Origin of the sequence: Stenotrophomonas sp. (assembly GCF_050737075.1) — a bacterium.
GTDB lineage: Bacteria > Pseudomonadota > Gammaproteobacteria > Xanthomonadales > Xanthomonadaceae > Stenotrophomonas.
Window position 1 is genome coordinate 27000 of the sequence record NZ_JBOHXV010000041.1, and the last position, 14116, is coordinate 41115.

Sequence of the window (14116 nt, forward strand, 5' to 3'; positions counted from 1 at the left end):
TGCCTTCGAGGTGCGTGGGGTGGCGCGCCGGTGAACAGGATTGGTCAGCGGAACAGGTCGGAAGCGATTGGCGCGTCAATCGAAACGATGCCGTGCCCTTGCCGTCCATCAACGCTTAGCGGAAATGCACCCGACAGCAGCGCCTCGCCAATGGGCCAGGGGCGGTGATACGCCAGTACGGAGCTGGCTGTGTCAAGCAAGTCCGCACTGCAGAGGTAGAAAGGAATTTCCGCGAGGATGTAGGGCGCGGCGACCAGTGCCGCCTCAGCCGGATCTGGCGCCGTGGGAAGTGAATCCGGCGCCTGATTGCGCCGGTTCAATACGTGGTTAGACATTTCAAGGCAGGCGGTTCGAAACTCGGCGCAGTTCTCAAAGGCATCCTGCGCAAGTGCTTTCATTTGTCTGTAGCGCTCGTTGCAGAAATAGTCAGCGAACTCGATGATCCGCGTCCTCGACAGTGCCTCGCCCATTCCGTCCAGTATCTTTCTCAGCGAGCGCCGATGCCGATTCAACTCTTTGCGTGTCTTGCGGAGCGCTTTTGTGAGCGGCGTCCCTGCAGCGATGAGCAGCAGCGCAGCACTCTCTTCGTCCGGGAGCAATACATCGACGCGCTGGAAGCTGGTGCTGGCCCATGCAAGCAGCGACGCGACGTAGTCCGGTGAGAAGCGGGAATTGAATGGGCTGATCCCGATGAGAACATGGTCGCGCCGCGCAATGACTTCGGTGCAGCGGACGGAGTGCCCGCGAACAGACAGTGCAAAGCAAGCTGGTTGCTGTTTGTTAGGCATGGCGATGGAGAGATCGAGAATGGGTGCGGCGGATTGCATTGATGGTTTTCCTGATGGCGAGCAGGCATCTGCATTTCCATCGCGTATTGCTGGAAACGTGGAGCAGAGCGCGGGAGGAGAATAGGGGCGCGTGATAGCGTGTGCTATCCACAACGTCGCGTTTGTTGTCGAAATCATGTCAAGCAGAGGATCGACAAGACGCCGAATCGAACCGCAATCAGGAGATCCTTTTTCTCCCAGTAGGGAATTCCCGATTCGATGCGTGGTGCGAACGCATTCGGCGCAGACTGAAGTTCAGGTTCACAGTCACCCCTGGGCGCAGATGGTCTTCTCGGAGCACGGGACCGTTCGGGTGCAGGCCGACCGCAAGATGTTCACCGTTCCTCCATGGAGCGCGGTCTGGATTCCTGCCGGAACGTTGCACCTGGCGGTTGTGGCGCAGGAGGCAACGCTGATCGCGGTGCACCTGCTGACCGATCCCGGTGGCAGGCAGGATCAAGGCGGCTGGAAGGTCTGCCAGGTGCTCCAGGTGCGACCGCTGCTGCGTGAGCTGGTGAAGGCGATCTGCGAGGACGAGCATGGCGCGCTGCCGTCGGAGCGCTATGCAAACGTGGTCGAGCTGGTGATGATCGAGTTGCGCACGGCGCCGCGTATCGCATTAGGCATTTCAATGCCTGAGGACAAGCGGTTGCGTTCAGTGTGCGAGGCCTTCCTGGCCGACGCCCGGCAGGATCGTGCTCTCGCTGAGGTCGCCCGCAGCGCGGGTGCCAGTGTGAGCACGATCAATCGTCTGTTCCAGTCAGAGCTGGGGTGCAGCTTTGCAGGATGGCGCAAGCAGGTCCTGCTGGCGCGCGCGTTTGCCTTGGCGGCAGAGGGATCGTCCGTCAGCCACATTGCCATGGATCTCGGCTACAGCAGCGTCAGCTCATTCTCTTACATGGTCACGCAGCTGCTTGGGCTGCCACCCAGCAAGGTGCTGGGGCGGCAACGCTAGCCGCCGCTCTTGGGCTTGTACTGGCAGCGCGGATACCCCGAGCACGACGAGAACTCGCCATACGGCCCACTACGCTGCACGATCACCCCGCCATCGCAGGCGGGACAGGCCTGCTCGCGGATCGGCTCGCCGTTGATCGCCGTCACGCTGAGCGCGCCGTCGTGGACCAGCTCACTGAGGAATGGCGAGCGCTTGCCCTGCACGGTGAACATCGCCACCGAACGTCGCGCGCGGGTCAGCACCACATAGAACAGGCGGCGCTCCTCACCGAGTGGGAAGGTGTCGGCGTGGGGCATGGCCAGACCCAGCACCGGATCATCGGCGCGGGCGCTGGGGAAGCTGCGTTCCAGCATCGCCGGCAGGATGACGATGTCCGCCTCGGCGCCCTTGGAACGGTGCGCGGTGTGGAAGCTCAGCTCCAGGTGCGCGCCGAAACGTGACGCCCAATGCGCGGGCAGGTACGCACGGTCGGCGTTGTAGCGGCCCAGCACGAAGACGGACAGCTTGCCGTTCCTGCCCGCCGGGATCGCGCCGCTCTGCAGTTGCTGCTGCAGCCGCTGCAGATACTGGTAGATGGCGTCCTGCAACCGGTCGCGCGTGGCCACCTGGAAGGCCTGCAATACCGGCCCGTGGACAGGGGCGAGTGAACGCACCTGTTTGGCGATCTGCGCCGGGTTCTTCGACACGAAGCGGCTGGAGGCATCGCACAAGGCCTGCGGGCAGCGGAAGGTCTGCTCCAGGTGCATCACCTGGGCCGGACCAAAGGTCTCGTTGAATCCGGTCATCACACTCACATCGGCCCCGGCGAACCGGTTGATCGACTGCCAGTCGTCGCCCACCGCGAACAGGTGGCGGCCGGGTGCCTGCACCAGCGCCCGGCACAGCCGCGCGCGGGCGCGTGAGGCGTCCTGGAACTCGTCGGCCATCACCAGCAGGTAGGGCGAAGCATAGCGACCGCTTTCCAGGTACTCCGCCGCCTGGTTGAGCATGTCCTCGAAGTCGATCGCGTTCTCGGCGGCCAGTGCGTCGTCCCAGGCATGCAGGATCGGCGTGGCCAGTTCCAGGAACAGGCGGTAGCGGTGCTTGAAGCGGTCTTCGGGAAACTGCCGCAGGCGCTCGGCCATGTCGGTCACGCCCAGGCCGTTGCTCTTGGCATGGCTCATGAAGGTGCGCACCAGGCCGATCAGCTCGGTGTCCGGCATCGGCTTGGCGCCGTCGTCGGGCAGTTCGCGGTCGGGGTGCGGGTCCAGCGTCAGCCCGTGACGCGACAGCGCGTCGCCCAGCACCTCGAACAGCGCGCCGCTGCGCAGCTGCTGCGAATGGGTGTCGAGGTGAGTGGCGGAGCGGTCTCGAACGGGGGCGGTGCCATCGGCCTCCGCGTCCAGCCGGTGGCGGTGGTACAGCGCGGTGCCCGGATAGAAGAAGTCGGCGCCGCCCGGGTTGAAGGTGTCGGTGGTGGTGTCCAGCGTGGGGTGGGCTCCATAGGTGTAGTCCACGCCGTTGTAGAACAGCCAGTTCGCAATCACGCACTCTTCGATGTTGCGTACCCGCTCGCCACGCAGCGTGCGCACGTAGCGGTTGCCCTCGCTGTCCCAGCCGTCGGCGACGGGCGCTTCGCCCTGCATCGGCAGGTCCCGGCCGAACACCAGCCGGAACAGGTCCCACTGCGTGCGGAAGTGCAGGGAGCGGTCCTTGAGCCGGTCGATGATGTCGGCCAGCTGATGGAAGCCCTGCGTCGCATCCACCGCCCAGCCAGGTACCTCGGGCATGCGGCCGGTCACCTTGCCGATGATCTGCCGCCCCAGCGCATGGAAGGTGCGCGCCTGCACGCCCTCGGCGGCCATGCCCAGCCGCTGGAACGCGGCGTCGGTGCGCTGCTGCAGCTCCGTGGCCGCTTCCTTGTTGAAGGCGAGCATGACGATCTGGTCGGCGGCAGCCAGGCCGCGATCAATGGCGTAGGCGGCCTTGGCCACCATCGTGGACGTCTTGCCCGAGCCCGCCGCGGCCACCACCAGCATGCGGCTGTCGAAGCAGATCACCGCGCGCGCCTGCTCCACCGTCAGCGGCTGGCGCTCGACGCGGTCGAGCAGGTCGGCGGCATCGCATCGCTCGTGCTGCAGGTGCGCCTCGTTGCGCGCCGCCCACAGCGCGGACCAATCGTCTGACCAGCGCAGCAGATCGTGCTCGATCTCCGAGGCTTCGCCGTCGAGTTGCGGGCGAAGCGCCGGGTCGTCGAACACCGCCCACAGGGCCTCGTCATCCAGCGGCAGGGTGGGGCGCTGCAGCAGCAGCGTCTGCTGCTGCTCAAGGGTGAGCCAGCGCCGCTGTGCGTCGGCGCGCTCCAGCACGGTGTCGGCCTGGAGCAGCCAGTCGCGGAGCTGTGCCAGTGCTTCATTGGCATCGGCCAGCTGGCGGTCCTGTTGAAGTGCCTGGGCGCTGGCCGACCATAGCGCGTGCAGCGCGTCTGCCTGTGCATTCGGTAGTCCGCCGAGCTGCAGGTCGCCGTCTTCGGTGGCAATGCGCAGCGTGCTCCACACCGGTCCGCGCTGCAGGCGCCACGCGTCTGACGCGGCAATGGCCAGCGTGTAGACCTGGTCGTCGACGGTCAGCTCGAAACGATCATCCAGGCGACGCAGGCGCCAGTCCGGCGAACGCGAGAGGCGGCGGCCCCAGGGGGAAGGGGACCAGTCGTGCGTCATCACTACATCCAGGAATGCGGGCAGGGCGGCGGCGCGGGTCGCGCGCCGATGAAACGATCAGGGCGTCATGATAGGAAAAACCAAACGAAAAAACCCCGCCGGGGCGGGGTCTCTTCAGGTTGTGGCTATCGGCGTCGCTCAGCGATCGCAGGCCACCGCGGCATTCGTGCGCGACTGCCGTTCCACCAGCACGGCCACGCCCCACAGCAGCAGGCCGCCCAGTGCGGTGGCCGCGCCGACATAGCCGGTCACGGCCGGGCTGAAGCCGGCGCCGATGGCCATGCCGCCGAACCACGGGCCCAACGCATTGGCCGTATTGAAGGCGGCATGGTTGGAGGCGGCGGCCAGCGTCTGTGCCTCGCCGGCCACGTCCATCAGGCGGGTCTGCAGCACGGCGGCCAACGCGCCCATGGTGCCCACCGCGATGATCATCGGGAAGATGCTCCACACCGAGGTGGCCGCCAGCGGGTAGACCAGCAGCACCGCGATCGACCACACCAGCACCAGGCCGGCGGCGCGGAACTGGAAGCGGTCCACCAGCCAGCCACCGGCAACGTTGCCGATGATCGCACCGACACCGAAGATGCCCACGGCCACCGGCATCCACGATTCTGCCAGGCCGGTCACCTGCACCAGCGTCGGCGCGAGGTAGGTGAACACACAGAACATGCCGGCGAAACCAATCGAGCCGATCGCCAGCGCCAGCCACACCTGCGGGCGGTTGAAGGCACGCAGTTCGCGCATCGGTGAGGTGCGCACCTCGTTGGGATCGGGCAGCAGGAAGCGCGCGATCATCAGCACCGTGGCAATGGCCAGCACGCTGACCAGCGCGAAGGCGGTACGCCAGCTCAGCTGCTGGCCGAGCCAGGTGGTGAGCGGATTGCCGACCAGAATGGCGACCGACAGGCCCAGCAGCACCTTGGACATCGCCGCGCCGCGCTGGGCCGGCGGGCTGATGGCCGCGGCCACCAGCATCGCCACGCCGAAGTAGGCACCGTGCGGCAGGCCGGCCACGAAGCGGGCAATGAGCATGGTGGTGTAGTCCGGCGCCAGCGCGCTGGCCAGGTTGCCGACCGCATAGAAGCCCATCAGGCCCAGCAGCAGCGTACGGCGTGCATAGCCGGCGCCGGCGAAGGCCAGGACCGGGGCCCCGACCACCACGCCCACGGCGTAGGCGCTGATCAGGTGCCCCACCTGGGTTTCGCTGATCGAGAGTCCGCGGCTGATCTCCAGCATCAGCCCCATGCTGGCGAACTCGCTGGTGCCAATGGCAAAGCCGCCCAGCGACAGGGCCAGGATGATCAGCGTGCGCTCGCGCGCGGTCAGGCGGGCGGCCAGGGGAAGGGTGGTGGGGCTCATCGGGCGGCAATGGATCGGAACACGGCCGGCAATTGTACTGCTGCGGTGCACCATTCAGCTTAATCAGGCCCAATTTCGTCTGGAATGCTGTGGTCCGCAGGGGGAACTGCCGGCTGAGGCGGCATTTCACGCCGTGCAGCGGGCCGGGATGCACGCTGGGGTTCCCTCCAATGCCCGCCCGCTGATGCAGCTCACGGCCAACTTCACCCTCGACGAATTGACCCGCACGACCACCGGGTTGCCGAACGTGCCCAACCGCAGCGAGCGTGCCGCGCTGCTCGCGTTGGCCGAGCATGTGCTGCAGCCCTTGCGTGACGCGCTCGGTCAACCGGTGCGGGTGACATCGGGCTTTCGCTCGACGGCGGTCAACCGCGCGGTGGGTGGCGTGCCCAGCAGCCAGCATCGATCCGGGCAGGCGGCCGACATCCATGTCAGCGGCATGTCAGCGATGGCGTTGGCGCGACGCATTGTCGCGCTCGGCCTGCCGTTCGATCAGCTCATCGAGGAATTTGGGCAGTGGGTCCATGTGTCCTACGGACCGCTGCAGCGTCGTCAGCAACTCATCGCGGTGCGGCGCGAAGGGCGTACACGCTACTTGCAGGGCGTGATGTGATGCATTGATCGCGATCGCGTTCCATTGTCCCACCACGCGCACCATTCACACGATACATGCGTCTACACACTTGTATTGTCAGGAATTTCTTATTGGCAGCGAGCGCTTCGTGCATTAGCATGCGGGCCACTGACGTCATCCGGGGAGCGTGCGTGATGGTCGAGTACCCTCATGCATTGCGGGTGGAAGGCAGGTTTCAACTGGTTGCTCTTACTACTTCGCCGGTCTACAGCCCGGCCGATGTGGTGGGCTACGCCGTTTTTGACTCTGACGGAACGCGGCTGACCGATGTACTGTCGCTTGAACAAGCGCACGCGTACTGGTTGGAGCTGCTCGAAGAGGAAAAGGCGGTTCGCTTGAGCGACGAAACGACAGAGACGCGTCCGCTGCCACGACGGCGCAGACGCTAGACGTAGCGCCTTGGGGCGCGTCATGGAGGATTGGGTTTGTCCACGCAGAAGATTGTTGTCACCGCTGTCGTCGTCCTGTTGACCGCGCTTGTCGGCTACTGCCTCGCCGGGTATCTCACCCTGCTGTTCCTGCGTCTGGACACCGGGTTGTTCAGCTGGAACACCTATTACCAGTACATCCAGGCCATGGATCAGCCGGCGGTCGCGCCGTACCTGACCAAGATCAAGGCCGCAGGTGCCGTGGGCTTCGGGCTGCCGGCACTGCTCTGCCTGGTGGTGCTGTTTCTCATGTTCAAGCCCAAGAAGAAGTCGCTGCACGGTGATGCGCGCTTCGCGGCCGCCTCGGACCTGGCCAAGCACGGCCTGTTCAAGAAGTCCGACAACGGCATCGTGGTGGGCAGCTTCGGCGGCAAGCTCGTTCGGCTGAGTGGCCAGCAGTTCGTGATCCTGGCCGCACCGACCCGCTCGGGCAAAGGCGTGGGCGTGGTGATTCCGAACCTGCTCGAGTATGGCGAATCCATCGTGGTGCTGGACATCAAGCAGGAGAACTTCGACCTCACCAGTGGCTGGCGCGCCGGCCAGGGCCACGAGGTATTCCTGTTCAATCCGTTCGCCGAAGACCGCCGCACCCATCGCTGGAATCCGCTCAGCTACGTCTCCGACGACCAGGCATTCCGTGTCTCGGAGCTGATGAGCATCGCCGCGATGCTGTATCCGGACGGTTCGGACGACCAGAAGTTCTGGATCAGCCAGGCCCGCAATGCGTTCATGGCCTTCGCGCTGTACCTGTTCGAGAACTGGGACGACGAACGCCGCATGGGCTTCCCGGGCGGGCAGGGCACGCCGACGCTGGGCGCGATCTACCGGCTGTCCACCGGCGACGGCAGCGACCTCAAGAAGTATCTCAAGGCATTGTCGGAGCAGAAGTTCCTCAGCGGCAACGCGCGTTCGGCGTTCGCCAACATGCTGTCGCAGGCCGATGAGACCTTCGCCTCGATCATGGGCACGTTCAAGGAGCCGCTGAACGCCTGGATCAACCCGGTGCTGGACAAGGCCACCAGCGCCAACGACTTCCTGCTCACCGACCTGCGCAAGAAGAAGATGACGATCTACATCGGCATCCAGCCCAACAAGCTGGCCGAGAGCCGCCTGATCATCAACCTGTTCTTCAGCCAGATCATCAACCTCAACACCAAGGAACTGCCCAAGTCCAATCCGGACCTGAAGTACCAGTGCCTGCTGTTGATGGACGAATTCACCGCCATCGGCAAGGTCGACATCATCGCCTCGGCCGTGTCCTACATGGCCGGCTACAACGTGCGCCTGCTGCCGATCATCCAGAGTATGGCCCAGCTCGACGCCACCTACGGCAAGGATGTGTCGCGCACCATCATCACCAACCACGCCCTGCAGATCCTGTACGCGCCACGCGAGCAGCAGGACGCCAACGACTATTCGGAAATGCTCGGCTACACCACCGTGCGCAAGAAGAACGTGACCCATGCGCGTGAGAAGACCCACAGCTTCACCGAGGAGCGGCGCGCACTGATGCTGCCGCAGGAACTCAAGGCCATGGGCAACGACCACGAGGTGTTCCTGTACGAAGGCATTCCGCACCCGGTCAAGTGCGACAAGATCAAGTACTACCAGGATCGTTATTTCACGTCGCGGCTGCTGCCGAAGACCGCAGTGCCGATGTTGGATCTGTAAGCGTTTCGCGTGAAAACGTGTGACGTGCGTCAAAAAAATTGCGGGTGAGTGTGTGTGAACGTTAAAAATTCGTCACGTTTGACGTTGATTTGACGCGAAATTGTGTCATCGTATTTGTGATGGACGTTCCATACGTCATGAATTTGTTGTTGAGAACAGTGCTGGAAGACATGCACTGAAGTACACCAAGAGGAACAAGGATGGCTTTTCTCGGGTTGAGGGGTGCAGGCGCAGGGGCCGAACACGCGTTCGGGGCGTCTACACACCAGACGGGGCGGGGGCCCGGTTGCACCAGTGAAAGGTGTTGCAGCTTGCATCCAACGTTGGTTCGTCGTGCCTGACAACAGGCTGCGACGGGTCGGTGCGTTGCCGTCATTTCCGGGTTAAAAGCCGCTATTCCGTACGTCATAGGGAAGTCCGTATGAAGCAAGCGTTTCTGTCAAAGGGTTGCACCGTTGCCATCATCGCCGCCGTGGTGCTGCTGGCCGGTTGCGCAACCAAGCCCGCACCGAATTTCGGTGGTCGTTGGAAGCCGGTGAATCGTTTCGCCAGCACCACCATGGAAATTCCGCTGTACTCCAGCTACGTGTACCAGGCCTCGCCCATGGACGGCACCTTGAAGTCCATGCTTGAACGCTGGGCCAAGGATTCCGGGATGACGCTGGATTACCGCATCACCTCGGATTACACGCTGTACGGCGCGGTGGCCAAGATCGTCACGACCAATCCGCAGCAGGCGGTGATCGACCTCAGCTCCGCGTATGCAGGGCAGGGCGTGTCGATCTCCATCGTCGGCAACCAGATCGTGGTGCAGGTGGCGTCTCCGTCCACCGCCTCGTCCGGTAGCGCCGACGCCTCCAGCGGAAGCTGATCGGGTAGGCATCAGGCAACCGCGGTGTTCCCGGCGCGTGCCGCCGGGGTATCGCGCCCATTGATATTCCAGCAGTACGGATGAATTCCATGTTCCGAAAGAAGGACGCAGGCAACAGCCCGAGAGTGGACCAGGCCGTCGCGAAAGCGGTGAGCTACGAGGTCACGGTGGCCGACCTCGCACGCCGCAGCGAGCGCCGTGCCTGGTGGGTGGCGGGTTCATCGCTGGTGATGTCGCTGGCCCTGGCCGGTGGCTATTACTACATGCTGCCGTTGAAGGAAAAGGTGCCGTTCCTGGTGATGGCCGATGCCTACAGCGGTACGGCCACGGTGGCCAGGCTGACCGGCAACTTCGAAGGGCAGAACATCACCGCCAGCGATGCGATCAACCGCAGCAACGTGGCCCAGTACGTCATGGCGCGCGAGTCGTACGACTTCGCCGTGATGGGCCTGCGCGACTGGCAGCTGGTGCACGTGATGTCCAGCAAGCCGGTCAGCGACGCGGTGCGCGCGCGCTATGCGGGCAACAACCCGCAGAGCCCGATCGTGCTGTACGGCAAGGAGCGCGCCATCCGGGTGAAGATCCTCAGCATCACCCCGCTGGAAGCCCAGCCCAACGGCGGCTTCCGCGGCGCGTCGGTGCGCATCCAGCGCAGCATCTACGACAAGATCAAGAGCACCACCAATTACCTGGACAACCAGCTGGTGACGCTGCGCTTCCGCTACGACGGCAAGCTGGCCCTGTCCGAGCAGGAACGCATCCTCAACCCGCTCGGCATGGAAGTGTTCGAGTACCGCGTGGACAACGATTATTCCCGTGGCATCCCGGGCCCGGACGACGCTGCCCTGCGGCAGCAGTCCGATCAGGCCCAGGACGCTGCATACGCCGCCGCCCAAGCCGCCGCCGCCGCACCTGCGATCGACCCGGTCACCGGCCAGCCGGTCGCGGCGCCGCAGGGCTACCCGCAGGGGCAGCCGGCGCAGGGACAACCCTACCCGGGGCAGCAGGCACCGCAGGGCGCCTATCCGGCACAGCCGGGCCAGGGACAACAGATGCAAGGGCAGCCGATGCCCGGGCAACCGGCCATGAGGCCGGCTCAAGGAAATTCCACCGGAACTGCTGATGGAGCAAGCACCCGATGAGTAGTCGAAAGGTACAAGGAGGAGCATTGGCCGTCGTGTCGATGCTGTCGTTGATGTTCTCCGCAGGTGCGTCTGCACAGGCAGTGGATCACTACGAATACGAGCAGGACCGCATCTATCCCGTGCGCACCGGCCTGGGTCTGACCACCCAGATCGAATTGAGCCCGAACGAGAAGATCCTGGACTACAGCACCGGCTTCAGCACCGGCTGGGAGCTGACCCGTCGCGAGAACGTGTTCTATCTCAAGCCGAAGAACGTCGACGTCGACACCAACATGATGGTGCGCACCGAGACCCATTCGTACATCTTCGAACTGAAGGTGGTCGCCACGGACTGGCGTCAGCTGGAACAGGCCCGCCGCGCCGGCGTGCAGTACAAGATCGCTTTCACCTATCCCAGTGACACCGAATTCGGCGTCGCCCAGACGGCGGTGCAGGAAGAGGCCAAGCCGCTGCTGAGCACGGAGCTGGCCAAGGACCGCCAGTACAACTTCGATTACTCCTATTCCACCCGTCGCGCCAAGAAGATGGGCTGGTTGATCCCGGTCAACGTCTATGACGACAGCCGCTTTACCTACGTGAAGCTGCCGAACTCCCCCGAGTACAAGACCGGCATCTTCCCGGCCGTATTTGGTCGCGATGAAGAGTACGGTGAGGAATACGTGGTCAATACCACTGTGGAAGGCAACACCCTCATCGTCCACGGCACCTACCCGTATCTGGTGGTGCGCCATGGCGATAACGTTGTCGGCCTGCGAAGGAACGTGAAGAAATGAGCCAGCACAACACTCCGGGCAATGACCCGAACGACACGCGAGACGACGGCCAGCGCGAATACGGCGTCGGCCAGGGCGGGGTAGACCCCTCCAACCCGTACTTCGGCAATGCCCAGGCCGCGCAGGCACCGGATCTGGATGCCGGCGCCCCGCAGCTGCGCTCCGCCGAAGAGCAGCGGCTGAACCGCAAGGCGCTCGCCTTTATGGGCGGCATCTTGGTGCTGCTGGTGGCCATGGGCTTCCTGCTGTTCCGCAAGAACAGCGGCGACGAGCCGGCCAAGCGCCAGGCTGAAACCACCCGTGCCTCGGCGCCTGAGCTGCCGCGCCTGGGTCCGGATGCCAACACGCCGCCGCTGCCGAGCGATGTGCAGCCCATTCCCATGCTGCCGCCGCTGCCAGAAGAAGACACCCGCGCCAGCCGCATGGCTGCGATGATGCCGCCGCCGCCGGAACGCGAAGTCGACCGCGGCCCGACCCTGCTGGACCGTCGTATCAGCGGAGGCGCCGGCGTAGGCAATGGCGACGGGTCGGGCCAGACCAACCCGAACGATGACTACAGCAAGATGATGATGGCCGCCATCCAGGCCAGCAACGGCGGTCAGCCGGCTGCGCCGGAGCGCGTGCGTCGTGGTCCTGACGTGGATGATGTGTCCAGCGCGTCGTTCATCCGTTCGCCGGATGCGCTGCTGGTGCGCGGTACCTACCTGCGCTGCATCCTGGAAACCCGCATCATCAGCGACTTCGCCGGGTACACCTCGTGCCTGCTGACCGAGCCGGTGTACTCCATCAACGGCCGCACGCTGCTGCTGCCCAAGGGTTCCAAAATCTACGGTTCCTACGGTGGCGGCCCGATCGGCGACCGCGTGGAAGTGATCTGGGACCGTGTCACCACGCCCAACGGCATCGACGTGGCCATGTCCAGCCCGGGTATCGATGGCCTGGGTGGCGCCGGCATGCCGGGTCAGTACTCCGCGCATTGGGGCAGCCGCATCGCCTCGGCGCTGATGATCAGCCTGCTGGCCGACGCCTTCAAGTACGCCGCGGCTGAACATGGCCCGGAGAGCACGACCATTACGGGCAGCGGCTTGGCGGTGCAGTCACCGTATGAAAGCGCGACCGCGCGCCAGATGGAACGTCTGGCCGGTGAAGCGCTGAGCCAGCGTCGTCCGCCGACCGTGACCATCAACCAGGGTACGCGCATCAACGTGTATGTCGCCAAGGATGTCGACTTCAGCCAAGTGCTGCGTAGCCGGTAACGAAGTGACCTGACCATGGACGCAGAAGTGGCCCCCATCGCCCAAGTCTCCAGTGATTTCCTGCGCTATCAGTACGAAGTGCTGGGAATTGCCGAGTACATGAGCTCGCCGGACGTGACGGAAATCTGCATCAACCGTCCCGGCGAGCTGTACCTGGAAACCCGGGCGGGGTGGGAGCGGGTGAATGTGCCGGGCCTGACGTACGAGCGGGCACGGCAGTTCTGCACGGCGGTGGTGAACGAAAGCAACACCGGCCAGCGTATTACCGACGCTGACCCGGTGGTGTCGCTCACCTTCCCGACCGGGCAGCGCGCCCAGTTCGTGATTCCGCCGGCCTGCGACGCCGGCAAGGTCTCGATCACCATCCGACTGCCGTCCAAGCACACCAAGACGCTCAGCCAGTACCACGAAGATGGCTTCTTCAACCAGATCCTCGAGCAGGACGGCAGCCTCAGCGAGCAGGACCGTGAGCTGGTGGAGCTGCGTGCTTCGCGCGATTACGCCGAGTTCTTCCGGCGTGCGGTGAAGTACCGCAAGAACATCGTGGTGTCCGGCGCCACCGGCAGCGGCAAGACCACCTTCATGAAGGCGCTGGTCAACCATATTCCGGACAGCGAGCGCCTGGTCACCATCGAGGACGCCCGCGAGCTGTTCCTCAGCCAGCCGAACGTGGTGCATCTGCTGTATTCCAAGGGTGGGCAAAGCACCAGCAACGTGACCGCCAAGAGCTGCATGGAAGCGTGCCTGCGCATGAAGCCCGAACGCATCATCCTCGCCGAGCTGCGCGGCGATGAGGCGTTCTACTTCATCCGCAACTGCGCCTCCGGCCACCCCGGTTCGATCACCAGCTGCCACGCAGGCAGCCCCGAGCAGACCTGGGACCAGCTGGCACTGATGGTGAAGGCATCCACCGAAGGTTCCGGCCTGGAGTTCGAGGTGATCAAGCGCCTGCTGATGATGACCATCGACATCGTGGTCCACATCAAGGCCCATGCGGGTTCGCGCTACATCACCGGTATCGACTTCAATCCCGGCCGTGCACAGGGAGGACAGCACTGATGCTTCCAGGATTCGAAATGCTTGCCTGCCAGGACATGGCAGTGCCCATGGACGTCATGCAGCACGTGATCAACGTGGAATCGTCCCGCAACCCCTACGCCATCGGCGTGGTGGGCGGCGCGCTGGCGCGCCAGCCCAAGCAGCTGGACGAGGCGCTGGCCACCGTGCGCATGCTGGAAGAGAAGGGCTACAACTTCTCGGTCGGCCTGGCCCAGGTCAACCGCTACAACCTGCCCAAGTACGGCCTGGATTCGTACGAGAAGGCCTTCCGCCAGTGCGACAACCTGGTGGCCGGCTCGCGCATCCTGGCCGAGTGCTACAAGCGCTCGGGCGGTGACTGGGGCAAGTCGTTCAGCTGCTACTACTCGGGCAACTTCACCACCGGCTTCCGCCACGGTTACGTGCAGAAGATCTACGACTCCATCCAGCGCAGCCAGCG

At 64.4% G+C, this 14116-nt stretch carries 13 protein-coding genes; 10 read left to right on the forward strand and 3 right to left on the reverse strand.

The features are described from left to right. Window positions 1–44 precede the first annotated feature (44 nt). The gene (locus ACREPD_RS11620) at window positions 45–827 is read right to left on the reverse strand and encodes a tRNA-dependent cyclodipeptide synthase (protein WP_431599480.1); all 783 of its coding nucleotides are present in this window, start codon (window positions 825–827) and stop codon (window positions 45–47) included. A gap of 223 nt (window positions 828–1050) precedes the next feature. Between ACREPD_RS11620 and ACREPD_RS11625 the strand changes: the two genes are divergently transcribed. After that, entirely contained in the window at window positions 1051–1782 is a 732-nt protein-coding gene (locus tag ACREPD_RS11625) for a helix-turn-helix domain-containing protein (RefSeq protein WP_431599481.1), read from the forward strand. Here ACREPD_RS11625 and ACREPD_RS11630 read toward each other — a convergent pair. Together ACREPD_RS11630 and ACREPD_RS11635 are read right to left on the reverse strand one after the other, a co-directional pair. Further along, window positions 1779–4481 (reverse strand): UvrD-helicase domain-containing protein, encoded by a 2703-nt coding sequence (locus ACREPD_RS11630; RefSeq protein ID WP_431599482.1) that lies wholly within the window; start codon window positions 4479–4481, stop codon window positions 1779–1781. The two genes, ACREPD_RS11625 and ACREPD_RS11630, sit on opposite strands and share 4 nt — an antisense overlap. Window positions 4482–4619: 138 nt before the next feature. Next, a complete protein-coding gene (locus tag ACREPD_RS11635) occupies window positions 4620–5840 on the reverse strand; it encodes an MFS transporter (protein ID WP_431599483.1) in 1221 nt (406 codons plus the stop codon). Here ACREPD_RS11635 and ACREPD_RS11640 point away from each other — a divergent pair. The 9 genes from ACREPD_RS11640 to ACREPD_RS11680 form a co-directional block, all read left to right on the forward strand. Beyond that, on the forward strand, window positions 5827–6453 hold the full coding sequence (locus tag ACREPD_RS11640; RefSeq protein WP_431599484.1) for a D-Ala-D-Ala carboxypeptidase family metallohydrolase: 627 nt from the start codon (window positions 5827–5829) through the stop codon (window positions 6451–6453). The genes ACREPD_RS11635 and ACREPD_RS11640 overlap by 14 nt on opposite strands. Before the next feature lie 155 nt (window positions 6454–6608). Continuing rightward, the gene (locus ACREPD_RS11645) at window positions 6609–6863 is read left to right on the forward strand and encodes a hypothetical protein (protein WP_431599485.1); all 255 of its coding nucleotides are present in this window, start codon (window positions 6609–6611) and stop codon (window positions 6861–6863) included. Window positions 6864–6899: 36 nt separating this feature from the next. Then, window positions 6900–8573: a type IV secretory system conjugative DNA transfer family protein gene (locus ACREPD_RS11650; protein WP_431599486.1), complete on the forward strand. Its 1674-nt coding sequence runs from the start codon at window positions 6900–6902 to the stop codon at window positions 8571–8573. Between the two features lie 421 nt (window positions 8574–8994). Further along, window positions 8995–9444 (forward strand): hypothetical protein, encoded by a 450-nt coding sequence (locus ACREPD_RS11655; RefSeq protein WP_431599487.1) that lies wholly within the window; start codon window positions 8995–8997, stop codon window positions 9442–9444. Window positions 9445–9533: 89 nt separating this feature from the next. Beyond that, a complete protein-coding gene (locus tag ACREPD_RS11660) occupies window positions 9534–10586 on the forward strand; it encodes a virB8 family protein (RefSeq protein WP_431599488.1) in 1053 nt (350 codons plus the stop codon). Further along, on the forward strand, window positions 10583–11362 hold the full coding sequence (locus ACREPD_RS11665; RefSeq protein ID WP_421567386.1) for a TrbG/VirB9 family P-type conjugative transfer protein: 780 nt from the start codon (window positions 10583–10585) through the stop codon (window positions 11360–11362). The genes ACREPD_RS11660 and ACREPD_RS11665 overlap by 4 nt, the downstream gene beginning before the upstream one ends. Then, window positions 11359–12618, forward strand: coding sequence for a TrbI/VirB10 family protein (locus ACREPD_RS11670; RefSeq protein ID WP_431599489.1), 1260 nt, complete (start codon window positions 11359–11361; stop codon window positions 12616–12618). Before ACREPD_RS11665 ends, ACREPD_RS11670 begins: the two co-directional genes overlap by 4 nt. Window positions 12619–12633: 15 nt before the next feature. Beyond that, window positions 12634–13677 (forward strand): P-type DNA transfer ATPase VirB11, encoded by a 1044-nt coding sequence (virB11, locus tag ACREPD_RS11675; RefSeq protein WP_431599490.1) that lies wholly within the window; start codon window positions 12634–12636, stop codon window positions 13675–13677. Then, a partial coding sequence (locus tag ACREPD_RS11680; RefSeq protein WP_431599491.1) for a lytic transglycosylase domain-containing protein occupies window positions 13677–14116 on the forward strand: 440 nt, incomplete at its 3' end. The genes virB11 and ACREPD_RS11680, both read left to right, overlap by 1 nt.